Origin of the sequence: Kitasatospora sp. NPDC002965, from assembly GCF_040611255.1 — a bacterium.
Taxonomy (GTDB): domain Bacteria; phylum Actinomycetota; class Actinomycetes; order Streptomycetales; family Streptomycetaceae; genus Kitasatospora.
Genome location: NZ_JBEXNT010000019.1, coordinates 64,869 through 88,718, shown reverse-complemented (window position 1 = coordinate 88,718; position 23,850 = coordinate 64,869). Strand labels below are relative to the sequence as shown.

19 protein-coding genes are annotated in these 23,850 nt (G+C 72.5%); 16 read left to right on the top strand and 3 right to left on the bottom strand.

Features of this window, described 5'->3' with window-relative positions:
• Nucleotides 1–90 precede the first annotated feature (90 nt).
• From ftsW to ABZY91_RS11255, 9 genes are all read left to right on the top strand, one after another.
• Nucleotides 91–1,356 carry a putative lipid II flippase FtsW gene (gene ftsW, locus ABZY91_RS11295; RefSeq protein ID WP_355401602.1) on the top strand — a complete coding sequence of 422 codons (1,266 nt, stop codon included), beginning with the start codon at nucleotides 91–93 and terminating at the stop codon, nucleotides 1,354–1,356.
• Between the two features lie 6 nt (nucleotides 1,357–1,362).
• The gene (gene murG, locus ABZY91_RS11290; RefSeq protein WP_329952035.1) at nucleotides 1,363–2,469 is read left to right on the top strand and encodes an undecaprenyldiphospho-muramoylpentapeptide beta-N-acetylglucosaminyltransferase; all 1,107 of its coding nucleotides are present in this window, start codon (nucleotides 1,363–1,365) and stop codon (nucleotides 2,467–2,469) included.
• On the top strand, nucleotides 2,462–3,265 hold the full coding sequence (locus tag ABZY91_RS11285; protein ID WP_329882143.1) for an FtsQ-type POTRA domain-containing protein: 804 nt from the start codon (nucleotides 2,462–2,464) through the stop codon (nucleotides 3,263–3,265). Before murG ends, ABZY91_RS11285 begins: the two co-directional genes overlap by 8 nt.
• A gap of 407 nt (nucleotides 3,266–3,672) precedes the next feature.
• Nucleotides 3,673–4,899: a cell division protein FtsZ gene (gene ftsZ / locus ABZY91_RS11280; RefSeq protein ID WP_329882142.1), complete on the top strand. Its 1,227-nt coding sequence runs from the start codon at nucleotides 3,673–3,675 to the stop codon at nucleotides 4,897–4,899.
• Nucleotides 4,896–5,627: a peptidoglycan editing factor PgeF gene (gene pgeF / locus ABZY91_RS11275; protein ID WP_355401586.1), complete on the top strand. Its 732-nt coding sequence runs from the start codon at nucleotides 4,896–4,898 to the stop codon at nucleotides 5,625–5,627. The genes ftsZ and pgeF overlap by 4 nt, the downstream gene beginning before the upstream one ends.
• A complete protein-coding gene (locus tag ABZY91_RS11270; protein ID WP_329952036.1) occupies nucleotides 5,627–6,433 on the top strand; it encodes a YggS family pyridoxal phosphate-dependent enzyme in 807 nt (268 codons plus the stop codon). The genes pgeF and ABZY91_RS11270 overlap by 1 nt, the downstream gene beginning before the upstream one ends.
• A 227-nt stretch (nucleotides 6,434–6,660) precedes the next feature.
• Nucleotides 6,661–7,263 carry a cell division protein SepF gene (sepF, locus tag ABZY91_RS11265; protein ID WP_327676357.1) on the top strand — a complete coding sequence of 201 codons (603 nt, stop codon included), beginning with the start codon at nucleotides 6,661–6,663 and terminating at the stop codon, nucleotides 7,261–7,263.
• A 93-nt stretch (nucleotides 7,264–7,356) separates the two neighbouring features.
• Entirely contained in the window at nucleotides 7,357–7,638 is a 282-nt protein-coding gene (locus tag ABZY91_RS11260; RefSeq protein ID WP_030301231.1) for a YggT family protein, read from the top strand.
• A gap of 59 nt (nucleotides 7,639–7,697) precedes the next feature.
• Nucleotides 7,698–9,068: a DivIVA domain-containing protein gene (locus ABZY91_RS11255; RefSeq protein WP_355401584.1), complete on the top strand. Its 1,371-nt coding sequence runs from the start codon at nucleotides 7,698–7,700 to the stop codon at nucleotides 9,066–9,068.
• A 202-nt stretch (nucleotides 9,069–9,270) separates the two neighbouring features.
• Here the strand turns inward: ABZY91_RS11255 and ileS are convergent, their stop codons facing one another.
• Nucleotides 9,271–12,417, bottom strand: coding sequence for an isoleucine--tRNA ligase (ileS, locus tag ABZY91_RS11250; RefSeq protein ID WP_355401582.1), 3,147 nt, complete (start codon nucleotides 12,415–12,417; stop codon nucleotides 9,271–9,273).
• A 716-nt stretch (nucleotides 12,418–13,133) separates the two neighbouring features.
• Here ileS and ABZY91_RS11245 point away from each other — a divergent pair.
• From ABZY91_RS11245 to ABZY91_RS11230, 4 genes are all read left to right on the top strand, one after another.
• Nucleotides 13,134–13,649 carry a TraR/DksA family transcriptional regulator gene (locus tag ABZY91_RS11245; RefSeq protein ID WP_329952038.1) on the top strand — a complete coding sequence of 172 codons (516 nt, stop codon included), beginning with the start codon at nucleotides 13,134–13,136 and terminating at the stop codon, nucleotides 13,647–13,649.
• Nucleotides 13,650–13,834: 185 nt separating this feature from the next.
• Nucleotides 13,835–14,581: a signal peptidase II gene (lspA, locus tag ABZY91_RS11240; RefSeq protein WP_355401580.1), complete on the top strand. Its 747-nt coding sequence runs from the start codon at nucleotides 13,835–13,837 to the stop codon at nucleotides 14,579–14,581.
• 54 nt (nucleotides 14,582–14,635) lie between these two features.
• A complete protein-coding gene (locus ABZY91_RS11235; RefSeq protein WP_329882134.1) occupies nucleotides 14,636–15,574 on the top strand; it encodes an RluA family pseudouridine synthase in 939 nt (312 codons plus the stop codon).
• Nucleotides 15,575–15,584: 10 nt separating this feature from the next.
• Nucleotides 15,585–16,055 carry a GNAT family N-acetyltransferase gene (locus ABZY91_RS11230; protein WP_329882133.1) on the top strand — a complete coding sequence of 157 codons (471 nt, stop codon included), beginning with the start codon at nucleotides 15,585–15,587 and terminating at the stop codon, nucleotides 16,053–16,055.
• 144 nt (nucleotides 16,056–16,199) lie between these two features.
• Here ABZY91_RS11230 and ABZY91_RS11225 read toward each other — a convergent pair whose 3' ends face one another.
• Nucleotides 16,200–17,216, bottom strand: coding sequence for a mechanosensitive ion channel domain-containing protein (locus tag ABZY91_RS11225; protein WP_355401577.1), 1,017 nt, complete (start codon nucleotides 17,214–17,216; stop codon nucleotides 16,200–16,202).
• 261 nt (nucleotides 17,217–17,477) lie between these two features.
• Between ABZY91_RS11225 and ABZY91_RS11220 the strand changes: the two genes are divergently transcribed.
• Nucleotides 17,478–20,342: an alpha/beta fold hydrolase gene (locus ABZY91_RS11220; protein WP_355401575.1), complete on the top strand. Its 2,865-nt coding sequence runs from the start codon at nucleotides 17,478–17,480 to the stop codon at nucleotides 20,340–20,342.
• Nucleotides 20,343–20,362: 20 nt separating this feature from the next.
• Nucleotides 20,363–21,250, top strand: coding sequence for an ABC transporter permease (locus tag ABZY91_RS11215; protein WP_355401601.1), 888 nt, complete (start codon nucleotides 20,363–20,365; stop codon nucleotides 21,248–21,250).
• An 85-nt stretch (nucleotides 21,251–21,335) separates the two neighbouring features.
• Here the strand turns inward: ABZY91_RS11215 and ABZY91_RS11210 are convergent, their stop codons facing one another.
• The gene (locus tag ABZY91_RS11210) at nucleotides 21,336–22,970 is read right to left on the bottom strand and encodes an alkaline phosphatase D family protein (RefSeq protein ID WP_355401599.1); all 1,635 of its coding nucleotides are present in this window, start codon (nucleotides 22,968–22,970) and stop codon (nucleotides 21,336–21,338) included.
• Between the two features lie 194 nt (nucleotides 22,971–23,164).
• Between ABZY91_RS11210 and ABZY91_RS11205 the strand changes: the two genes are divergently transcribed.
• Nucleotides 23,165–23,755 carry a dienelactone hydrolase family protein gene (locus ABZY91_RS11205; protein ID WP_329882129.1) on the top strand — a complete coding sequence of 197 codons (591 nt, stop codon included), beginning with the start codon at nucleotides 23,165–23,167 and terminating at the stop codon, nucleotides 23,753–23,755.
• The last annotated feature ends 95 nt before the right edge of the window (nucleotides 23,756–23,850 follow it).

Genomic DNA, 23,850 nt, shown 5'->3' with positions numbered 1-23,850 from the left:
GCGGGTGGTTCGGGCGCACCGGAGAACGGGGCGGCCGGCCGCTGGCGGGTGATCTCCGCCACCACCACCGCCTACAAGTCGGCCGGCCCGGTGGCCCGCCTGCAGGCCTTCCGGGCCCGCGTGCGGTACGCCCTGGACCGGCCGCTCACGCCCTACCTGCTGATCGCCGGTACGGCGCTGCTGCTGGTGGCGCTCGGGCTGATGATGGTCTTCTCGGCCTCGCAGATCCTCGCGCTGGGCCAGCACCGCTCGACCCAGTTCTACTTCTTCAAGCAGCTGGTCGGGGTGCTGCTCGGCTTCGCGCTGCTGGTCGGCTTCGCCCTGGTCCCGGTGGCCGTGCTGCGGGTGATCGTCTACCCGGTGATGCTCGGGGTGATCGGCGCACTCGTCCTGGTCGCGATCCCCGGCGTCGGCGTGGAGGTCAACGGCAACCGGAACTGGCTGGATTTCGGCGTGTTCCAGTTCCAGCCGTCCGAGTTCGCCAAGCTCGCCCTGGTGCTCTGGGGCGCCGACCTGCTGGCCCGGAAGCAGAGGAACGGCACGCTCGACCAGTGGAAGCACCTGCTGGTCCCGCTGGTCCCCGGCGCCCTGCTGCTGCTCGCGCTGATCATGCTCGGCGGCGACATGGGCACCGCGATGATCCTGGTGGCCATGCTCTTCGGCCTGCTCTGGATGGTCGGCGCGCCGCTGCGGCTGTTCGTCGCGACCCTCGGCGTGGCCGTGGTGGTCTGCACCGCCCTGGTGGTCACCGTGCCGCACCGCGCCGAGCGGCTCTCCTGCATCGGCGTCACCAAACTCGACCCGGCCGGCGCCTGCTTCCAGGCCCTGCACGGCGTCTACTCGTTCGGCCTCGGCGGTCTCTTCGGTTCCGGCCTCGGCGCCGGGGTCGAGAAGTGGGGCCAGCTCCCGGAGGCGCACACCGACTTCATCTTCGCCACGACGGGCGAGGAACTGGGACTGGTGGGGACGCTGTCGGTGATCGGTCTCTTCGCGGCACTAGGCTACGCGGGTATCCGTGTGGCCATCGGCACGAAGGACCCCTTCGTCAGGTACGCCGCGGGAGCCGCCATCACCTGGCTCATGGCTCAGGCCGTGATCAACCTGGGATCGGCGCTGGGACTGCTGCCCATCGCGGGCGTCCCGCTCCCGCTGTTCTCCTACGGCGGTTCCGCCATGCTGTCGGCCATGTCCGCGATCGGGGTGCTGCTCTGCCTGGCACGCAGCAGCTCGGGAGCGAAGGCGGCCCTGGCCGCCCGGAGCAAGAACTCCCGGATCAGGAAACAGCTGGCCCGGGTGCTGCCACGACGACGAACCACAGCGCGCCCGGCCCCGGTGCCGGCACGCAGGGAGCGGTGAATTTCGGTGCATGTCGTACTCGCCGGCGGGGGGACCGCCGGTCACATCGAGCCGGCCATGGCCCTCGCGGACGCCCTCCGCAGGCATGACCCGTCCATCGGGATCACCGCCCTCGGTACCGAGCGCGGCCTGGAGACCCGGCTGGTACCCGAGCGCGGCTACCAGCTGGAGCTGATCCCGGCCGTCCCGCTGCCCCGCAAGCCCACCCCCGAGCTGATCACCGTCCCGGGCCGGCTGCGCGGCACCGTCCGGGCCGCCCAGGAGATCATCGAGCGGGTCAAGGCGGACGCCGTGGTCGGCTTCGGCGGCTACGTCGCCATGCCCGCGTACCTGGCCGCCAAGCGGGCCGGTGTGCCGATCGTGGTGCACGAGGCCAACGCCCGGCCGGGCCTGGCCAACAAGATCGGTGCGCGGTACAGCGACTTCGTCGCGGTCTCCACGCCGGACAGCAAGCTGCGCGACTCCCGGTACATCGGCATCCCGCTGCGCCGGACCATCGCCACGCTGGACCGCAACGCGTCCCGTCCGGAGGCCCGGCACTACTTCGGCCTCGACCAGCGGCTGCCCACGCTGCTGGTCTCCGGCGGCTCGCAGGGCGCACGCCGGCTCAACGAGACGATCGCCGCGATCGCCCCGCGCCTGCAGCAGTACGGCGTGCAGATCCTGCACGCCGTCGGCCCGAAGAACGAGCTGCCGCAGGTGGACGACATCCCCGGGATGCCGCCGTACCGCGCGCTGCCGTACCTGGACCGGATGGACCTCGCGTACGCGGCCGCCGACCTGATGCTCTGCCGGGCCGGCGCGATGACGGTGGCCGAGCTGGCGGCCGTCGGCCTGCCCGCGGCCTTCGTCCCGCTGCCGATCGGCAACGGTGAGCAGCGGCTGAACGCCCAGCCGATGGTGAAGGCCGGCGGCGGGCTGCTGGTCGACGACGCGGAGCTGAACCCGGACTGGGTGCTGCAGAACGTGCTGCCGGTGCTGACCGACCCGCAGAAGCTGTGGGACATGAGCCGGGCCGCCGCCGAGTTCGGCCGCCGGGACGCGGACGACCTGTTGGTCGGCATGGTCTACGAGGCCATCGAGGCAGCCCGGGGCGGCCGCCGTCGTGGCTGACGCCCGGCTCGCCGAGCCGCCCCCGGCCGGCGGCCGGGGATACCCGCACGACGAGGATCTCGGGGACGAGGAGTACACCCCCCGGCTCCGGCTCTCGCGGCGCGGTGTGGTGGTGCTGGGTTCGCTCGCGGCCGCGGTGCTGGGCGTGCTGGCGTGGCTGGTCTTCCTCTCCTCGGTCCTGGACGTCCGCAGCATCTCGGTGCAGGGCGTCCAGGACGACCGCCTGACGGCCGACCAGGTCCGCTCGGCGATCGGCGGGGTCGGCTCCGGCCCGCTGGCCCGGGTGGACCTGGCGGACGTCCGGCGGCGGGTCGAGGCGATCCCGCGGGTGGCCGGGGCCGAGGTCTGGCGGGGCTGGCCGCACACCCTGCGGGTGAAGATCACCCAGCGGTCGGCGGTCGCCGCGGTGAAGGGCGAGGACGGCCGGTTCACCCAGGTCGACGCGGGTGGCGTGAGCTTCGCCACCGAGCCGGCCGCGCCGGAGGGCGTCCCGGTGGTGGAGCTCCGGCTCAGCCAGCCCGCCAGGGACGTGGAGTCGGTGATCGGGCGGGCCCAGCTGGTGCAGGGTGCGGTGGCGGTGGCCGCCGGCCTGCCGGCCGAGGTCCGGCAGCGGGCCGGGGCCGTTCTGGTGCATTCGTACGACGATATCCAGTTGCAGCTCAGCGGGGGTGCGACGGTTCGCTGGGGAAGTCCCGAGCAGACCGATCGGAAAGCCCGGGTCCTGGTGGCGCTGCTGGGTCAGAAGGGTACGAACTTCGACGTGAGTGCGCCGGAGGCGCCGGCGGTGTCCGGATGATCCGGTAGGTTTTCTGCACAAGGGTGCGCGCGGAGCGCGTCGCTGACAGAGTGGCGGCGGGTGACGGGTGGGCTTGACGCGGTTTCGTGTCGGCCCGACCCTTGGTGGTCACCCCGGTTTCATCCGGCGGTTGATGATCACATAGGCTCAAAAGAAAAAGGGAAGCTCGGCGTGTTCGTTGAAACACGTGGCCGGAGCCACCTAGTGTCCTGTGTCACCAGCCTGTGTTCCCTGGTGATGTGACAGAGGCACAGCACTAACCCTAAAGGTCAAGTTTAGGGTTGGGGTCGGCGGTCGGCATTTCGGACATTGCGTCAGAAACCAGGCTCCCTACCCATCGACATCCGTCGGAATGACCCGTACCGGCGTCGGACCGACCCGGAAATTCGAGGCGAGAGGCCTTCGACGTGGCAGCACCGCAGAACTACCTCGCAGTCATCAAGGTCGTCGGAATCGGCGGCGGTGGTGTCAACGCCATCAACCGGATGATCGAGGTCGGTCTCAAGGGCGTCGAGTTCATCGCGATCAACACCGATGCGCAGGCCCTCCTCATGAGCGACGCCGACGTCAAGCTCGATGTGGGCCGTGAACTCACCCGGGGCCTCGGCGCCGGCGCCAACCCCGAGGTCGGCCGGAAGGCCGCCGAGGACCACCGCGAGGAGATCGAGGAGGTCCTCAAGGGGGCCGACATGGTCTTCGTCACCGCCGGCGAGGGCGGTGGCACCGGCACCGGTGGCGCCCCCGTGGTCGCCAACATCGCCCGCTCGCTGGGCGCGCTCACCATCGGCGTGGTCACCCGCCCGTTCACCTTCGAGGGCCGTCGCCGCGCCAACCAGGCCGAGGACGGCATCGCCAGCCTCCGCGAAGAGGTCGACACCCTCATCGTGATCCCCAACGACCGGCTGCTGTCCATCTCGGACCGCCAGGTCAGCGTGCTGGACGCGTTCCGCTCCGCCGACCAGGTGCTGCTCTCCGGCGTCCAGGGCATCACCGACCTGATCACCACCCCCGGCCTGATCAACCTCGACTTCGCCGACGTCAAGTCGGTCATGTCCGAGGCCGGTTCGGCGCTCATGGGGATCGGCTCGGCCCGCGGTGAGGACCGCGCGAAGGCCGCCGCCGTGATGGCGATCTCCTCCCCGCTGCTGGAGGCCTCGATCGACGGGGCCCGCGGCGTGCTGCTCTCCATCTCCGGCGGGTCCGACCTCGGCCTGTTCGAGATCAACGAGTCCGCCCAGCTGGTCAGCGAGGCGGCGCACCCCGAGGCCAACATCATCTTCGGTGCGGTCATCGACGACGCGCTCGGCGACGAGGTGCGGGTCACCGTCATCGCGGCCGGCTTCGACGGCGGCCAGCCGCCGGCCATCGTCCGCGACCCGGTGGTCAAGGCGAGCGCGGCCCCGGCCAACCCGCCGGCCTCCTCGTCGGGCGGCGCCCCCGAGCGCCCCTCCGGCCGGCCCGCGTACGGGGGCATCGGCTCGGTGACGTCCCGTCCGGACGGCGAGGGTCCGTCCCGTTCGGCGGAGGCCCCGGTCACCACCGCAGCCCCGGTTCCGCCGCAGGTGCAGCCGGCCCGTCAGCCGTACGTGGAGAGCCCGGCCGAGGAACTCGACGTCCCGGATTTCCTTAAGTGATCGATCGCGTCGCACGCGATGGTGCTCACTTCGCCTTCACCTCACGGTGGGGCGGGGTGAGCACTTCGCCGTACGGGGAGCTGAACCTCGGCGGCGCGGTGGGGGACGACCCGGCGGCCGTCCGGGAGAACCGGGGGATCGCGGCCCGTTCGCTGGGCCTGGACCCGGCCGACGTGGTCTGGATGAACCAGGTGCACGGCGCGGACGTGGCGGTGGTGACGGAGCGCCAGCCGGCGGGGGAGGCTCCCACGGTGGACGCGGTGGTCACCGACCGGCCGCTGGCGCTGGCGGTCCTGACCGCCGACTGCACCCCGGTGCTGCTGGCCGACCCGGTGGCGGGTGTCGTCGGCGCCGCCCACGCGGGCCGGCCCGGACTCGCGGCGGGGGTGGTGCCGGCGGTGGTCCGGGCCATGGTCGAACTGGGGGCCGAGCCCGGGCGGATCACCGCCGCCACCGGCCCCGCGGTCTGCGGGCGCTGCTACGAGGTGCCGGCGCCGTTGCGCGCCGAGGTCGCCGAGCGGGTGCCCGCCGCGTACGCCGAGACCTCCTGGGGAACACCGGCGCTGGACGTGCCGAACGGAGTGGCGGCCCAGTTGGCCGCTGCGGGAGTCACCGAGTTGGTGCGATCATCTGTCTGCACCCTCGAATCCGCCGATCACTACTCCTATCGTCGCGAGCAGCGCACGGGCCGGCTCGCGAGCTACGTCTGGTTGGGCTCTGATCTCTGATGACGAACGACATCTACGGACCGTTCCCGGGAAGTACCGCCGGTTTCCCCGACGCGAGCTGGTCGGCCGGGCTGACGGACGGGCAGCGGGCCCGGTACGAAGAACTGGGTACCAACCTGGACGTGGTCGAGCGGCGGATCTCCGACGCCTGTGCCGCGGCCGGGCGGGCGCGCGGGGAGGTCCGGCTGATCGTGGTCACCAAGACCTACCCGGCCGAGGACAGCGCCCTGCTGGCCGGGCTGGGCGTCACCGACGTCGCGGAGAACCGCGACCAGGACGCGGCGCCCAAGGCGGAGCAGTGCAGAAACCTTCCGCTTGACTGGCACTTCGTCGGCCAGCTGCAGACCAACAAGGTCCGCTCGGTGGTCCGGTACGCGAACCACGTGCACTCGGTGGACCGGCTCAGGCTGGTGGAGTCGCTCGGCGCGGCAGTGATCAAGGCGGACCGGCCCGAGCTGGGCTGCCTGGTGCAGGTGGCGCTGGACAAGGAGCACGGCGAGGGCGAGCACCGCGCCGGGGTGGCCCCGGCGGACGTCCTGGAGATGGCCGACGCGATCGCCGACACGCCCGGCCTCCGACTGGGCGGTGTGATGACGGTCGCCCCGCTCGCCGGACCGCTGGCCGGGGACCCTGCCAGGGCCTTCGATCGGCTGGCGGAAATCGCAACCGCCGTACGGACGGCCCATCCTGCTGCCACGATGGTCTCCGCAGGAATGAGCGGCGATCTGGAGCAGGCCATTGCCGCCGGAGCGACACATGTGCGCGTCGGAACGGCGGTACTCGGAGTGCGGTCACCCCTCAGGTAACGTCACCGGGTAGTAGATCAGACTGCAGGACAAAATAGGACAGAAGCTAGCAGCTTATCTGAGCGCTAGCCAACCGTGGATCGCAGCTCCGCGGCCCTCTTCCACGATTTCTGACCGGGCGTCGGCCTGACGGAGCGTCGTGGGCGGACCGCGGAATCCGCAGGCGGGGTCGTACGGCCCGGCCGCCGGGAGGGAGCCGGTCCACCACAAGCGGAGGAGACAGGAGCATGGCCGGCGCAATGCGCAAGATGGCGGTCTACCTCGGCCTCGTGGAGGACGAGACGTACGACGGTCAGGGGTACGACCCCGACGACGACTACGACGCGGACCCCGAGCCGATCCGGACCGGGCGGACCGAGGACATCCCGCGTCCGGCCGCCGCGACCCCCGCTCCGGTCCCCTCGATCGCGCCGCAGCCGGTGCCGGCCGCGGTCCCGATCCGCCAGGAGACTCCGAGGATGGCCCCAGTGTCGTCCATCACACCCGAACGCCGCCACAACCTGGAGAAGAGCGCCCCGGTGATCATGCCCAAGGTAGTGAACGAACGAGAGCCCTACCGCATCACCACGCTGCACCCGAGGACCTACAACGAGGCCCGTACCATCGGGGAACAGTTCCGTGGCGGGACCCCTGTGATCATGAATCTCACCGAGATGGACGACACCGATGCGAAGCGACTCGTAGACTTCGCCGCTGGACTCGTCTTCGGTCTGCACGGCAGTATCGAGCGCGTGACGCAGAAGGTGTTCCTCCTGTCTCCTGCTAACGTCGATGTCACGGCGGAGGACAAGGCTCGGATCGCCGAGGGTGGGTTCTTCAACCAGAGCTGACCCGGCCACGACTTTACGTGTGGATCTGATCGACAGTGAGTTAGCGACAGCGAGCGGCCTCAAGGGCCGAAGAACCGGGGAGAGGGAAGCGCGATGGAGATCGTGTGGGCGGTGCTCTATTACGCACTGACCGTCTTCCTGGTGTTCCTGCTCGTGCGGCTGGTGATGGACTGGGTCTTCCAGTTCGCGCGTTCGTGGCGGCCGGGCAAGGCCATGGTCCTGGTCCTGGAGGCCACGTACACTGTCACGGATCCGCCGCTCAAGCTTCTGCGGCGGTTCATTCCGCCGTTGCGTCTCGGGGGCGTGGCGCTCGACCTGTCCTTCTTCGTACTGATGATCATTGTGTATGTCCTGATCTCGCTTGTGCGGCCCTAGTCGTAGGTGAGCGATGCGACAGGATGCCGGTGTGCCGACGATCACGTTGAGGTGAAGAGATGCCATTGACCCCCGAGGACGTTCGGAACAAGCAGTTCACGACCGTCCGCCTGCGCGAAGGCTATGACGAGGACGAGGTCGATGCCTTCCTCGACGAGGTCGAGGCGGAGCTGACCCGCCTTCTCCGCGAGAACGAGGACCTGCGCGCCAAGCTGGCCGCCGCGACCCGTGCCGCCGCGCAGAACCAGGCCAACATGCGCAAGGAGCCGCCGCAGGACGCGCGCTCCGGCGCCCCGGTGCCGGCCGCCATATCCGGCCCGCCGGTCCCCGGCCAGCAGGGTGGCCCCGGCGGCCCGCAGCAGCAGCAGATGGGCGGCCCCGGCGGCCCGCAGCAGCAGCAGCAGATGGGTGGCCCGCAGCAGCAGATGGGCAACCAGCCGCTCGGCCTGCCGTCCGGCGCCCCGCAGCTTCCGTCCGGCCAGGGCGGCCCGATGGGCCCCGGCGGTCCGCAGCAGCAGATGGGCCAGACCATGGGCGGCCAGCAGCAGCTGGTCCAGCCGATGGGTGGTCAGATGCTCCAGCCGATGGGTGGCCCCGGCGGCCCGCAGGGCATGGGCAACCCCATGGGCCAGGGCATGGGCCAGCAGCAGATGCAGCAGATGGGCGGCCCCATGGGCGGCCCGCAGCAGATGGGCGGCCAGCAGCAGCAGATGGGTGGCCCGATGGGCGCCCCGATGCAGCAGCAGAGCCCCGGCGGCGACAGTGCCGCCCGCGTCCTGGCGCTCGCCCAGCAGACGGCCGACCAGGCGATCTCCGAGGCCCGTTCCGAGGCCAACAAGATCGTCGGCGAGGCGCGCAGCCGGGCCGAGGGCCTGGAGCGCGACGCCCGTGCCAAGGCCGACGCCCTGGAGCGGGACGCGCAGGAGAAGCACCGCGTCGCGATGGGCTCGCTGGAGTCCGCCCGTGCCACGCTGGAGCGCAAGGTCGAGGACCTGCGGGCGTTCGAGCGCGAGTACCGCACGCGCCTGAAGTCGTACCTGGAGACCCAGCTGCGCCAGCTGGAGTCGCAGGCGGACGACTCGCTCGCCCCGCCGCGGCTCCCGGCCACCGCGTCGCTGCCGCCGGCCGCGTCGTCGATGGCTCCGGCCGGTGCCGGTGCGATGAGCAGCCCGTCGCCGAGCTTCGGTGGCAGCCAGCCGGCGTTCGGCGGGAACCAGCCGTCCTTCGGCGGACAGGGCTCCTTCGGCGGTAACTCCGGTGGGCAGGGCTTCGGCGGTCAGGCCTCGGGTGGCAACTCGGGTGCGCCGCAGATGCAGCCGGCCGGGATGACCCAGCCGATGGCGGCCGTCCGTCCGCAGCCGCCGCAGCCGATGCAGCAGGCGCCGGCGCCGATGCGCGGGTTCCTGATCGACGAGGACGGCGACAACTAGGCGGTAGCCGACTGTCAGCAGCGCCCCCGCCGTGACCTCCGGGTCACGGCGGGGGCGTTCTGCGTTCGGTGCCCCGCCGCGCGGCGGGGCGGCCGCCGTGTTCGATCGCCGTTGATCGCCGGGGCCGGTCGCCGGACCCTCACGGGGACGACGGAGCCGCCGCCACCCCCGGGTGGGGCGGCGGCGGCTCCGGATCGTTCGGTCAGGCCCTGCGCAGCTGGAAGGCGAATCCGAGGGACTCGTCGGAGAAGGTGTCCGACTCCCAGTCGGCCGCGCCGGCGGCGAAGTCGGTCGCGAGGACCTCCTCCGCGACGAGGGAACCGTGTTCGGCGATCGCCTCGGCGGTCTCGTCGTCGGTGGCGCGCCAGCGGAGGACGATCCGGTCGGCGACGTCCAGGCCGGAGTTCTTGCGGGCCTCCTGGATCTGCCGGATCGCGTCACGGGCGACGCCGAGGCGCTTCAGCTCGGGGGTGATCGCCAGGTCGAGGGCGACGGTGGCACCGGACTCGTTGGCGACGGCCCAGCCCTCGCGCGGGGTCTCGGTGATGATCACCTCGTCGGGGGAGAGCGTGACGGTCTCGCCGTCCAGCTCGACCGAGGTGGTGCCCCCGGCCCGCAGCTCGGCGGCGAGCCGGGCGGCGTCGGCGGCGGCCACCGCCTTGGCGACGTCCTGCACGCCCTTGCCGAAACGCTTGCCCAGCGCACGGAAGTTGGCCTTGGCGGTGGTGTCGACCAGCGAGCCGCCACCGGTCCGGTCGGCGGAGCCGGCCGCGAGCGACTCCAGGGTGGAGACGTTGAGCTCCTCCGCGATCTGCGCGCGCAGGTCGGCGGGCAGCTCCTCCCAGCCCTGGGCGGCGACCAGCGCGCGGGAGAGCGGCTGACGGGTCTTCACGCCGGACTCGGCGCGGGTCGCCCGGCCCAGCTCGACCAGACGACGGACCAGCGTCATGTGGCGCGAGAGGTCGGCGTCGATCAGCGACTCGTCCGCCTCCGGCCAGGTGGCCAGGTGGACCGAGGCCGGGGCGTCCGGGACCACCGGGACGACCAGGTCCTGCCAGACCCGCTCGGTGATGAACGGGGTCAGCGGGGCCATCAGCCGGGTCACCGTCTCCAGCGCCTCGTGCAGCGTGGCGAGCGCGGCCGCGTCGCCCTGCCAGAAGCGGCGGCGGCCCCGGCGGACGTACCAGTTGGAGAGGTCGTCGACGAAGCCGGAGAGCAGCTTGCCGGCCCGCTGGGTGTCGTACGCCTGGAAGGACGCGTCGACCTCCCGGACCAGGGTGTTGAGCTCGGAGAGCACCCAGCGGTCCAGCTGCGGGCGGTCGGCCGGGGCCGGGTCGCCCGCGGACGGGGCCCAGCCGGACGTCCGGGCGTACAGGGCCTGGAAGGCGACGGTGTTCCAGTAGGTGAGGAGGGTCTTGCGGACCACTTCCTGGATCGTGCCGTGGCCGACCCGGCGGGCCGACCAGGGGGAGCCGCCGGCGGCCATGAACCAGCGCACGGCGTCGGCACCGTGCTGGTCCATCAGCGGGATCGGCTTCAGGATGTTGCCCAGGTTCTTGGACATCTTGCGGCCGTCCTCGGCCAGGATGTGGCCCAGGCAGACGACGTTCTCGTACGCGTTCCTGTCGAACACCAGGGTGCCGACGGCCATCAGCGTGTAGAACCAGCCGCGGGTCTGGTCGATCGCCTCGGAGATGAACTGCGCCGGGTAGCGCTGCTCGAACAGCTCCTTGTTCTGGTACGGGTAGCCGTACTGGGCGAAGGGCATCGATCCCGAGTCGTACCAGGCGTCGATCACCTCGGGCACCCGGGTCGAGGTGCCGCCGCAGTCACGGCAGGCGAAGGTGACCTCGTCGATGTACGGGCGGTGCGGGTCGAGGCCGCTCTGGTCGGTGCCGGTCAGCTCGGAGAGCTCGGCCAGCGAGCCGACGCAGGTGAGGTGGCCCTCCTCGCAGCGCCAGATCGGCAGCGGGGTGCCCCAGTAGCGGTTGCGGCTGAGCGCCCAGTCGACGTTGTTGTTCAGCCAGTCGCCGAAGCGGCCGTGCTTCACGTTCTCCGGGTACCAGTTGGTGGCCTCGTTCTCGCGGACCAGGGCGTCCTTGACGGCCGTGGTCCGGATGTACCAGGACGGCTGCGCGTAGTAGAGCAGCGCGGTGTGGCAGCGCCAGCAGTGCGGGTAGCTGTGCTCGTACGGCAGGTGGCGGAAGAGCAGGCCGCGCTCCTTGAGGTCGGCGACCAGCGCCTCGTCGGCCTTCTTGAAGAACTGGCCGCCGACCAGCGGGACCTCGGGGGCGAAGGTGCCGTCGGCCAGCACCGGGTTGACCACCGGCAGGCCGTACCGGCGGCAGGTCGCGAGGTCGTCCGCGCCGAAGGCGGGGGACTGGTGGACGATGCCGGTGCCGTCCTCGGTGGTGACGTAGTCGGCGTTGAGGACGTAGTGCGCGTTCTCGATCGTGACCAGGTCGAAGGGGCGGCGGTAGGCCCAGCGCTCCATCTCGGCGCCGGTGAAGGACTCCCCGGTCGGCTCCCAGCCCTCGCCGAGGGCCTTGGCCAGCAGCGGCTCGGCGACCACCAGCTGCTCGGTGCCGTCGGTGGCCACCACGTAGGTGACGTCGGGGTGGACGGCGGCGGCGGTGTTGGAGACCAGGGTCCACGGAGTGGTGGTCCAGACCAGCAGCGCGGCGCGGCCGGCCAGCGGGCCGCCGGTCAGCGGGAAGCGGACGAAGACCGAGGGGTCGACGACGGTCTCGTAGCCCTGCGCCAGCTCGTGGTCGGAGAGGCCGGTGCCGCAGCGCGGGCACCAGGGGGCGACCCGGTGGTCCTGGACCAGCAGGCCCTTGTCGAAGATCTGCTTGAGCGACCACCAGACGGACTGCACGTAGGACGGGTCCATGGTGCGGTACGCCTGGTCGAGGTCGACCCAGTAGCCCATGCGCGAGGTGAGCTCGGTGAACGCGTCCGTGTGGCGGGTCACCGACTCGCGGCACTTGGCGTTGAACTCGGCGATGCCGTACGCCTCGATGTCCTGCTTGCCGGAGAAGCCCAGCTCCTTCTCGACGGCCAGCTCGACCGGGAGGCCGTGACAGTCCCAGCCGGCCTTGCGGGCGACGTGGTAGCCCTTCATCGTCCGGTAGCGCGGGAAGACGTCCTTGAAGACGCGGGCCTCGATGTGGTGGGCGCCGGGCATGCCGTTCGCGGTGGGCGGGCCCTCGTAGAAGACCCACTCGGGGCGGCCCTCGGACTGCTCCAGGCTGCGCTGGAAGACCTTGTTGTCCTGCCAGAAGGAGAGGATCTGGTGTTCGAGGACCGGCAGGTCGACCTGGGCGGGGACGGGGTTGTAGGTACTCATCGCGGGCGTCTACCTCCGACGGATGCGTGGACGGGATCCGACGGAGGGACGAGACGGCATGCCGCCCCGCGGTACCACCCTCCTTGGCCGCGGTGGTGCGTGCGGCCCTCTTGTTTGGGCTTGCTGCCGGGTCTACGGGCCGGTGCGACGGGAATCGCGGGCCGTTCTTCCGGCGGCTCCGGGGTGATCTTCGCGCCGTGCACACCCCCGGGCTCGCACCGTCCCCGGGTCGCTGGTGGCTGCGTACTGCGGTACTCGTCCCCATCTGCGCCTTGCAGGCTCAGTGTATCGGCCCGCCGCAAGTCGTTTCGGGCCACCTGTCCGGGGCGGAGCCGGAGGGCCGCGGCGTCAGGTCGGGGGCGGGCCGGGGCCGGCGCCCCCGGAGCCCCGGGGGCGCCCCGGGCGGTAGTGGGGGCGGGGCCTCCGGTGCGGCGTCCGGGGGTGGTTAGGCGGGGGTGTACGGGGCACAACTCTGGTCGGCGCATGGGCGTGGCGCCTGTGACGGCTGCCCGGGTGGGATCATTGTGAGGCGTCGGTATGTCATGTTGTGACCGTTTTTGATCGGGATTATCGTTCCGGCACTGGAGGCCGCCGGGAACCGGCGGCTCGATTCGTTCGTAGATGGGGTCGAAGCCATGGCTGAGAAGGCAACCGGCGCGGGTACCGCCACCAAGCGGACACGCAAGGCCGTGGCAGGCGATCCAGGGGAGGGGACCGTGACCACTACCGCACGGCGAAAGAACACCACCGACACCGCTCTCGTGGCCCCCGGCCGCACCCGCACGCCGGCCCAGAACGGGGCCGTCCGGGCCACCGGCGGCGCCGAGTCGGTCGATCCGGCGGAGCTGCCCGTCCGCCCCGGCGAGGACCCGTGGACCTCGAACGAGGTGCACGAGCTGCACGCCGAGCTGATCAGCGAGCTGGAGCGGCTGCAGCACGAGATCGACGCGGCCGAGGCGGCCATCACCGGCCTGATGCGCGACTCCAACGACGGCGCCGGCGACGACCAGGTGGACGCCGGCACCAAGAACATCTCGCGGGAGAGCGAGGTGGCGCTGGCCAACAACGCCCGTGACAGCCTCGCCCAGACCGAGCACGCGCTCGCCCGGCTGGAGGGCGTCGGCTTCGGGACCTGCGAGTCCTGCGGCCAGGCCATCGGCAAGGCACGGATGCAGGCCTTCCCGCGGGCGACGCTCTGCGTCCAGTGCAAGGCCAAGCAGGAACGCCGCTGACCGGGGCGACGCGGGGGGTCGGGCTTGCCGTAGGCTCGACCCCGTAACGTCGCCTGATCTGTCGGAGGTCGGGCGTTCCCCGGCCCACCCACGTCACGGCAGCGGAGCGGATCATCAGTACGCAAGGTTCCCCCCAGACGCGGGACGAGTCCGTCCCGACGCCCGCCGAAGCCGTGGCGGAGACCGTGACCGAGTCCGGTGAGACGCGTACCTCCGCCGTCCCCGCCGAAGCCCCCGGTGCCACGGCCGTCGGGGTCGGACCCGCCGGTGCCACCGCGGTCGGTGCCGCCGGTCTCGGGGCCACCGCGACCGGTGCGAACGCCGTCGGTACCGCGGCGGTCGGGGCCACCGCGGTCGGTGCCCTCGTCGACGGGGCGGAGCCGGGGCAGGAGGCGTCGAAGGGGCGCCGCCGGATCGGCGTGCTGCTGGTGGTCGCGCTCCTGGCCTTCCTGATCGACTTCGGCAGCAAGCTGCTGGTGGTGGCCCGGCTGGAGAACCACGCGGCGATCAAGGTGATCGGCGACGTGGTGACCTTCCAGGTGATCCGCAACTCCGGCGCCGCCTTCGGCATGGGGCAGGCGCTCACCGTCGTCTTCACCATGATCGCCTCGGCCGTCATCGTGGTGATCTGGCGGATCGCCCGGCGGCTGTACAGCCTGCCGTGGGCGATCGCCCTGGGGCTGCTGCTCGGCGGAGCCCTCGGCAACCTCACCGACCGGCTGTTCCGCTCGCCCGGCGTGTTCCGCGGGCACGTCGTGGACTTCATCTCCGTCCAGCACTTCGCCGTCTTCAACCTCGCCGACTCGGCGATCGTCTGCGGCGGCATCCTGGTCGTCCTGCTCTCCTTCCGGGGCAGCAACCCCGACGGCACCGTCCACCAGCCGGCGGAGAAGGGGTCCAAGGGCGAGCGCGCGGAGGACCCGGCCGAGTAGGGCGGCGGACCGGCTGCGTAAGGGGTGGCCCCCGCGTCCGGCATACTCGTACGGGTGAGTACCGCAGCGCAGATCCGCAGCCTCCCCGTACCCGACGGCCTCGAAGGCGAGCGTCTCGACGCCGCCCTCGCCCGGATGTTCGGCTTCTCCCGGACCAAGGCCGCCGAGTTGGCCGCCGACGGCAAGGTGACGCTCGACGGCGCCGTCGCCGGCAAGTCGGACCGCGTCACCGCCGGTTCCTGGCTGGAGGTCGAGATCCCCGCCCCCGCCGCACCCGTGCAGATCGTCGCCGAGCACGTCGAGGGCATGCGCATCGTCCACGACGACGAGGACATCGTGCTCGTCGACAAGCCGGTCGGGGTCGCCGCGCACCCCAGCCCGGGCTGGACCGGCCCCACCGTGATCGGCGGCCTCGCCGCGGCCGGCTACCGGATCTCCACCTCGGGCGCCGCCGAGCGCCAGGGCGTCGTGCACCGGCTCGACGTCGGAACCTCCGGGCTGATGGTCGTCGCCAAGTCGGAGCGCGCCTACACCGACCTCAAGCGGCAGTTCCACGACCGGATCACCGAGAAGAAGTACCACACGCTGGTCCAGGGCCACCCGGACCCGCTCAGCGGCACCGTCGACGCCCCGATCGGGCGCCACCCCAGCTCCGACTGGAAGTGGGCGGTCACCCGCGAGGGCAAGCCGTCCGTCACGCACTACGACCTGATCGAGGCCTACCGGGCCGCCTCGCTGCTGGACATCAAGCTGGAGACCGGGCGCACCCACCAGATCCGCGTCCACATGTCCGCACTGCGCCACCCCTGCGTCGGCGACCTCACCTACGGCGCCGACCCCACGCTCGCCAAGCGGCTCGGCCTCACCCGCCAGTGGCTGCACGCCGTCTCGCTCGGCTTCGAGCACCCGGCGGACGGCGAGTGGGTGGAGTTCTCCAGCGAGTACCCGGCCGACCTGCGGAAGTCGCTCGACATCATCTCGTCCGAGAGCTGAGGCGGCCGGCATGAGCGCTTTCGCGGCACGGATCCGGATCGCCGAGGGGGAGGACGACCTCGCGCTGGTCCGGGGCGTCCGGCGGACGGTGTTCGTCGAGGAGCAGGGCGTGCCGGAGGAGCTGGAGTACGACGAGCTGGACGCCACCTCGGAGCACCTGCTGGCCGTCGGGCCGGCGGGGGAGCCGTGGGGGACGGCCCGGCTGATCTTCGGCGAGCAGGCGCTCGGGCTGACCGGCGGGACCGAGGGGCGGGTACTGCTCGGCCGGCTCGCGGTGGTCGGGGCCGCCCGGGGCACCGGGCTCGGAGCGGAGCTGGTGCGCGCCGTGGAGGCGGCCGGACGCCGGCGCGGGGCGCGTGAGGTGGAACTGCACGCACAGGTGCAGGCGCTGGGGTTCTACGAGCGGCTCGGGTACGTGGCCGAGGGCGGCGTCTACGACGACGCCGGGATCCCGCACCGGACGATGACCCGGGTGTTGTAGGGCTGCCCTCCGGGTGGGTTCGTGAGGCTTTCGGGCGGGTCCGCTTCGGCGGGCCCGCCCGGTTTTCGATCTGTCGGGCCTGTCGGGCAGGCCCGGTCTCTCGGGCCTGTTGGGCCCGCCCGGTCTGTCGGGCTTGTCGGTCCCCTAGGCCTCGCCGGTGCGCAGCCGGGGGAGCGCCTCGGGGTGGTGGTCGCGGAGGTGGGCGACCAACTGCTCGCGGACCTCGAAGCGGAGCAGGGCGGCGTCGTCCGGGGTCCGGGCGGTCATGGTCGCCCGCACCACCATCGTGCTCGGGGTGGTGTCCACGACCTGGAGCGCCCACTCGGCGCCGTCCCAGCGCGGATTGTCCGCCAGACGGTCGTGCAGGACGGTGCGGAGCCGGTCGACCGGCGTCGCGTGGTCGAGGTGGAGGATCACCGAGGCCAGCAGGCCCGGATCGCGGCGGGTCCAGTTCTCGAACGGCTTGCTGACGAAGTAGGAGACCGGGACGATCAGCCGCCGGTAGTCCCAGAGCCGGACCACCAGGTAGGTGAGGGTGATCTCCTCGACCGTCCCCTGCTGACCGTCGACCACCACCGTGTCACCGATCCGGACGGTGTCGCCGAAGGCGATCTGCAGGCCGGCGAAGAAGTTGCCGAGCGCGGACTGGGCGGCGATGCCGGCCACGATGCCGATGATCCCGGCCGAGGCGAGCAGGCTGGCGCCGACGGTGCGCATCGCCGAGAAGGTCAGCAGCATCACGGCGACGGTCACCACCACGATCACCGCGCTGACCACCCGGCGGAGCATGCTGATCCGGGTGTGCACCCGCTGCATCCGGGCCGGGTCGTCGGCGACCGTCTCGTAGCGGCTGAGCACCGCCTCCAGGCCGGCCGCGACCACCCGGACGGTGAGCCACCCGAGTGAGGCCAGCAGGAGGAGCAGCACCAGGTGGTGGGGGACGGCGTCCGGCACGTCGAGGATCCGCTCCAGCGGCCTGGCGACCAGCAGCAGGGCGGAGGCCACGACGAACTGCAGTGGCACGCGGCAGCGCCGGAGCAGGGGCCAGACCGGGGCGTCGGGGTGGCGTGCGGCGGCGCGCTGGAGGGCCTGGTCGACGAGCCAGCCGGTCGCCAGGGTGGCGACGACGGTGGCGAGCAGGGTGATCAGCGGCCGGAGCACGGGGCACCTCGTCGGTCGGGCGGTCGGGCGGTCGGGCGGTCGGGCGGTCGGGCGGTCGGTTAGGCGGCCGGGCGGGCGGTGAGCGGGTCGTGCGTACGATACTCGGGCAAAGCCGGGTGAATCGGGCTCATTGTCGGCGGCGGGTGGTCTCCTCGCGAGGGTCGTGGGCCGCACGGCGGTGCGCGGGTGGTCCCGTCGCGGGGGCCGGGCCGGGGCGCTCTTATCAGCCGCCTACCCGAGCGGCGGCTACGATCACGGACCATGGAGCTCGGTGGGGCGTGGCGCCGGTGGCGCGGTCGCGGTACGGCGGCCGGACGGAGACTGCTGGCGGGTGCGGTGGCCCTGGTGGTGGTGGCCGGCGTGGGTACGGCGGCCGTGGCCGCCGGTGGGGAACAGTCGGTCCGGCAGGAGGATCGTTTCCTCGCGATGCCCGAGGCACCCGGCAGCCAGCAGGTGGTCCAGCTGGACACCTCCTTCTTCACGACCGGGGAAAGCCCGCGCCCGGCCGTCCTGCTCGGCCACGGCTTCGGCGGTTCCAAGGAGGGCGAGCGGGAACGGGCCGAGCAGCTGGCCCGGCAGGGGTACGCGGTGCTCACCTGGTCGGCACGCGGCTTCGGACGCTCCGGCGGGAAGATCGGGCTGAACGCGCCGGACCGCGAGGTCGAGGACGTCAAGCGCCTGGTGGACTGGCTGGCCCAGCGGCCCGGGGTACGCCTCGACGGACCCGGCGACCCCCGGGTCGGCATCACCGGCGCCTCCTACGGCGGGGCGGTGGCGCTGCTCGGCTCGGCGTACGACCGCCGGATCGACGCGGTGGCCAGCCAGATCACCTGGTGGAACCTGGCCGACGCGCTGTTCCCGCAGGGGGTGCAGGGCTCCGGCGCGGTCGACGGGGTGTTCAAGAAGCTGTGGGCCGGGATCTTCTTCACCACCGGATCGGCGGGCGACCTCGGTCCGTCGGGGGGCGCGGCCCGGCCGTCGGTGGCGTCGGAGGGGGCCGGGCAGGTCGGCTGCGGACGGTTCCTGGAGGAGCTGTGCCGGATGTACGACCGGGTGGCCACCACCGGGCACGCCGACCCGGAGGCGGTCGCGCTGCTGGACCGGTCCAGCCCGTCCTCGGTCGCGGACCGGCTGAAGGTGCCGACGCTGGTCGTCCAGGGACAGCAGGACTCGCTGTTCCCGCTCGACCAGGGGGACGCGATCGCGCGTGCGGTGGCGGCCAACGGCGCCCCCGTCGCGGTGGACTGGTTCGCCGGCGGGCACGACGGTGCGACCGACACCAGCGAACGGGTGGACGCCCGGGTGGGTGCCTGGTTCGACCGCTACCTGAAGGGCGGCGGCCCTGCGAGCGGCGATGCCCCGAAGGGGGACGGTGCCCCGAAGGACGGCGACGCCTCGCAGGGTGACGGCGGTACCGGGGCGGCGTTCCGGGTGACCCGGACCGGTGGGGTGGACTCCACCGGCTTCCAGCCGGTCCTGCGCGGGGCGACGGCCGAGGCCTACCCCGGGCTCGGCGGCACCGACTCGCGGCAGTACCGGCTGACCGGCCCCTCGGCCGACGGGGAGCAGGCCTTCGCCAACCCGCCGGGCGGCGCCCCGCCCAACATCTCCGCGCTGCCGGGTATCGGCGCGCTCAGCCAGGCCGCCGCACTCGGTGCCTCGGTCTCCCTGGACTTCCCCGGGCAGTTCGCCGCCTTCGAGTCGGAGCCGCTGGACGCCTCGGTGCACCTGACCGGCCGGCCCACCGTCCCGATCAGGGTCCGGGCGGACCGCCCGGACGCGGTGCTCTTCGCGAAGCTGTACGACGTCGCCCCGGACGGCAAGCAGACCCTGCCGCAGCAGCTGTCCGCCCCGCTCCGGGTGACCGGCGCGGACGGGCCCGACGGGCGGACCGTCACGGTGGGGCTGCCCACCGTCGACCACACCTTCGACTCCGGGCACCGGCTCAGGCTGGTGCTCGCCTCGACCGACCTCGCGTACGCGTCACCCGCCGAACCGGCCACCTACCGGGCCGCCGTCACCGGACCGCTGACCCTGCCGACCGTGGACGGGCTGGTCACCGAGGCCGCGCCGCTGCCGTCGCGGACCTGGGTGCTGCCGCTGGTCGCCGTCGCGGTGGCGGCGGCCGTGCTGCTGCTGCCCCGGCTCCGGCGCCGGGCCCGGGCGGAACGGGGCGCGGCGTACGACCCGCTGCTGGGCGGGGTGCCGCTGCAGATCACCGGACTCAGCAAGCGGTACAAGGGCGCCGCCGACCGGTACGCGGTCAAGGACCTGGGCTTCCGGGTGGAGCAGGGCCAGGTGCTCGGCCTGCTGGGCCCCAACGGCGCGGGCAAGACCACCACCCTGCGGATGCTGATGGGCCTGATCCGGCCCGACGCCGGCGAGATCAGGATCTTCGGCCACCTGGTGCGGCCGGGTGCGCCGGTGCTGTCCCGGGTCGGTGCCTTCGTCGAGGGCGCGGGCTTCCTCCCGCACCTGACCGGGCGGGCCAACCTGCGGCTCTACTGGCAGGCCACCGGCCGGCCCGAGGCCGACGCGCACCTGGACGAGGCCCTGGCCATCGCCGGACTCGGCGAGGCGCTGGACCGGGCGGTGCGCACCTACTCGCAGGGGATGCGGCAGCGACTCGCCATCGCCCAGGCGATGCTGGGCCTGCCCGACCTGCTGATCCTCGACGAGCCGACCAACGGGCTCGACCCGCCGCAGATCCGCGAGATGCGCGAGGTGATGATCCGGTACGCCGCCGCCGGGCGGACCGTCATCGTCTCCAGCCATCTGCTGGCGGAGGTCGAGCAGAGCTGCACCGACCTGGTGGTCATGGACCGCGGCCGGCTGATCACCACCGGCGCGGTCGCGGAGATCGTCGGCGGAGGCGAGCAACTGCTGGTCGGGACCGACGCCTCGTTCGGGGCCGAGGAGCTGGCGGCGGCGGCCGACAAGGTGGCGGCCCTGGCCGGCGTCGCGTCGGCGGAGGCGGCCGAGGGCGGGCTGCTCGTCCGGCTGGACGGCATGGCTGCCAGTCAGCTGCTGGCCGAGCTGGTGCGGCTCGGGGTGCCGGTCGCGTCGGCCGGGCCGCAGCGCCGGCTGGAGGATGCGTTCCTGTCGCTGATCGGAGGTACGGCGTGAGCGCCGTGGTGTCTTCTGGGGTGTCGTCGTCCGGTGGCTCGTCCGGTGGCTCGTCGGGCGGGGTGTCGCCGGACCACGCCCCCGGGTACCGGGCCGGTCGGACGCTGCCGCTGCGCGTCGAGGTGGTCCGTCAGCTCCGGCGCCGGCGGACGATGGTGATCGGTGGCGTGCTGGCCGCGATGCCGCTCATCGTGCTGGCGGCGTTCCAGGTGGCCGGCACCCCGAACCGGGCCGACCGGACCACGTTCATCGAACTGGCCACCTCGTCCGGGCCGAACTTCGCGGCCACCATGCTCTTCATGGGCACCGGCTTCATGCTGGTGATCCCGGTCGCGCTGTTCTGCGGCGACACGGTGGCCTCCGAGGCGAGCTGGTCCTCGCTGCGGTACCTGCTGGCCGCGCCGGTGCCCCGGGCCCGGCTGCTGGCCCGCAAGTTCGCGGTCGGGCTGCTGTTCTCGGCGGTCGCGGTGCTGCTGCTGCCGCTGGTCGGACTGGGCGTCGGCACCGCCGCGTACGGGTGGGGCGATCTGAAGCTGCCGGCCGGCGCGAGCCTGACGGCAGGGGAGGCTCTGCCCCGGCTGGCGGTCGCGGTGGTGTTCGTCTTCCTGAGCGAGGTCGTGATCGCCGCGCTGGCGTTCTGGCTCTCCACCGCCACCGACGCGCCCCTGGGGGCCGTGGGCGGGGCGGTGTTCGCCTCGATCATCACCGGGGTGCTGGACGCCATCACCGCGCTCGGTGACCTGCGGGCGTGGCTGCCCGCGCACTGGCAGTACGCGTGGGCGGACGCCCTGCAGCCGCAGCTGGAGTGGGGCGGCATGGTGCAGGGCGTGTCGCTGTCGCTGTCCTACGCGGTGGTGCTGCTGGCGCTGGCGTTCCGCGGCTTCGCCCGCAAGGACGTGGTGTCCTGACCGCCCCGGCCGCGCTCCTCGGGCGGGGCCCTCGGCCGGGGCCCCGCCCGCCGCTGACCGGCGGGCGGGGCCGTCGTGCCGGCGGCTACTTGACGGGCGAGTAGACGCGCTCGACCTGCTGGGTGCCGGACCTGGTGCGGTAGGAGCGCGTCCACTTGGTGGTGGCGTCCTTGCGGGTCCGGTCGGAGACGACGTAGTAGTCCATCTGCGTCCGGCTCGGGGTGATGTCCAGCACGCCGTAGCCGTGCGAGTCCAGGTCGACCCACTTGATGTGCCGGTTGGAGGCCTGGAGCGCGGCGGTGGCGACCAGCGAGAGGGTCTGCGGCGCGACCTTCAGGATGTCGTCGATGTTGTCCGAGGTCACCGAGGTGACCACGAACTCGGTCGCGGCGCTGCCGGACAGCGGGTACGTGGCGGCCTCGTTCGGGACGTCCGACGCCCAGGCCGAGTGGATGTCGCCGGTCAGGAAGACGGTGTTGGTGATGCCGTTCGCCTTGAGGTGGCCGAGCAGCTCGCGGCGGTCGTGGGTGTAGCCGTCCCACTGGTCGGTGTTGATCGCCAGACCCTCGCCGGGCAGGCCGAGCAGCTTGGCCAGCGGGCGAAGGATGTAGTCGGGGAGGGCGAAGAGGGCGACCGGGGAGATCATCACCTCGTTGCCGATCAGCCGCCAGGTGGTGTCGGAGGCGGAGAGGCCGGACTTCAGCCAGTCCATCTGCGCGCGGCCGGTGATGGTGCGCTCGGCCGAGTCGACGTCGCCGTTGCCGACCTTGACCTGCTGGGAGCGGAACGAGCGCTGGTCCAGCAGGTGCAGGTCGGCGAGCTTGCCGTAGCGCAGACGGCGGTAGGTGGTGCCCGCGACGGACGGACGGACCGGCATCCACTCGAAGTAGGCCTGCTTGGCGCCGGCCACCCGGGCCGCCCAGTCGCCCTCGGCGCCCGGGGTGTGGTTCTCGGCGCCGCCGGACCAGGCGTCGTTGGCGAACTCGTGGTCGTCCCAGATCGCGATCGTCGGGACCTGGGCGTGCAGCGCCTGGAGGTCCTCGTCGGTCTTGTAGCGGCCGTGCCGGGTGCGGTAGTCGGCGAGGGTGAGGATCTCGTGGGCAGGGGCGTGCGGGCGGACCACCGAGCCGCGGGCGCAGAACTCGCCGGTCTTGTACTCGTAGATGTAGTCGCCGAGGAAGAGGAAGGCGTCGAGGTCGCCGCGGGCCGCCAGGTGACGGTACGCCGAGAAGTAGCCGGCCTCCCAGTTGGCGCAGGACGCGACGCCGAAGCGGAGCCGGTCGAGGGCGGAGTCGGCGGCCGGGGTGGTGTGGGTGCGGCCGAGGGGGGAGACCGTCCCGCCGGCGGTGAAGCGGTACCAGTAGAGGGTGCCCGGGGTGAGGCCGCGGACGTCCGCCTTGACGGTGTGGTCGGTGGCGGCGGTGGTGGTCACCGTGCCGCTCGCCGCGAGCCGGGTGAAGCCCTTGTCGGTGGCGAGCTCCCAGCGCACGTCGGTGTCGGCACCGAGGCCGGAGCCGGGAACGGCCTCCGGGGCCGGGGTGACGCGGGTCCAGAGCAGGATGCCGTCGGGGAGCGGGTCGCCGGAGGCGACGCCGTGCAGGAACTGCGGGGCGGTCGCGGCGTGGGCCGAGGTGCCGAGGGTGAGCGGCAGGGCGGCGGCGCCGGCCGCGAGGGCGGTGGCCTTGAGCACCTGGCGGCGGTGCGGGCGGGCGGCGGTCATGTCATCGACAAGGTCAGTCACGGCGGACAGGCTACCGGTCGGTAATGCGCTGTTCCATACGTTGAACTGACTGTTCGTCGCTGCTTCACCGAGGTGTGGCGTCCCGCCATCGTGGCGGGTGCGCTCGGCCACCCGGCGGCCATGCGCGATGATGGGAGGCTGTTCCGGCCCCCTGTCGCAAGGAAGTCCCGCCCGTGGCACAGATCCTGCTCCTCCACTCCGTGTACGGCCTGCGCCCCGCCGTCCACGCCGCCGCCGACCGGCTGCGCGCCGCCGGGCACACCGTGCACACCCCCGACCTCTTCGAGGGACGGACCTTCGACGACGTCGAGGAGGGCATGGCGTACAAGGAGGAGGTCGGCAGCGACGAGCTGCTGCGGCTGGCCGTCGGAGCCGCCGCCCCGCTGCTGGGCTCCGGGGCGCCGCTCGTCTACGCGGGCTTCTCGCTCGGCGGCTCGCTCGCCCAGAACCTCGCGCTCGCCGACGAGAAGGCCCTCGGCCTGCTGCTCCTGCACGGCACGTCCGACATCCGCGAGGACGCGGCCACCTCGATCCCGGTCCAGCTGCACATCGCCGAGCCCGACCCGTTCGAGCCCGAGGACTGGCTGAACGCCTGGTACCTGGGCATGCGCAAGGCCGGTGCCGACGTGGAGATCCACCGCTACCGGGGCGCGGGGCACGTCTTCACCGACCCCGACCTGGCCGACTACGACGCCGAAGCGGCGGAGCGGACGTGGGCCGTGGCCCTGGACTTCCTCGCCGAGCTGGACGAACAGGCCGCCTGAGGTCGCCGCTGTCCTGCCTGCGCGGGAAGTCGGCCCGGCCGACGAACCCGCCCGGGGGTCCGGGGGCGGGGGGCGTGGCGCGGGCCGCGGGGGCT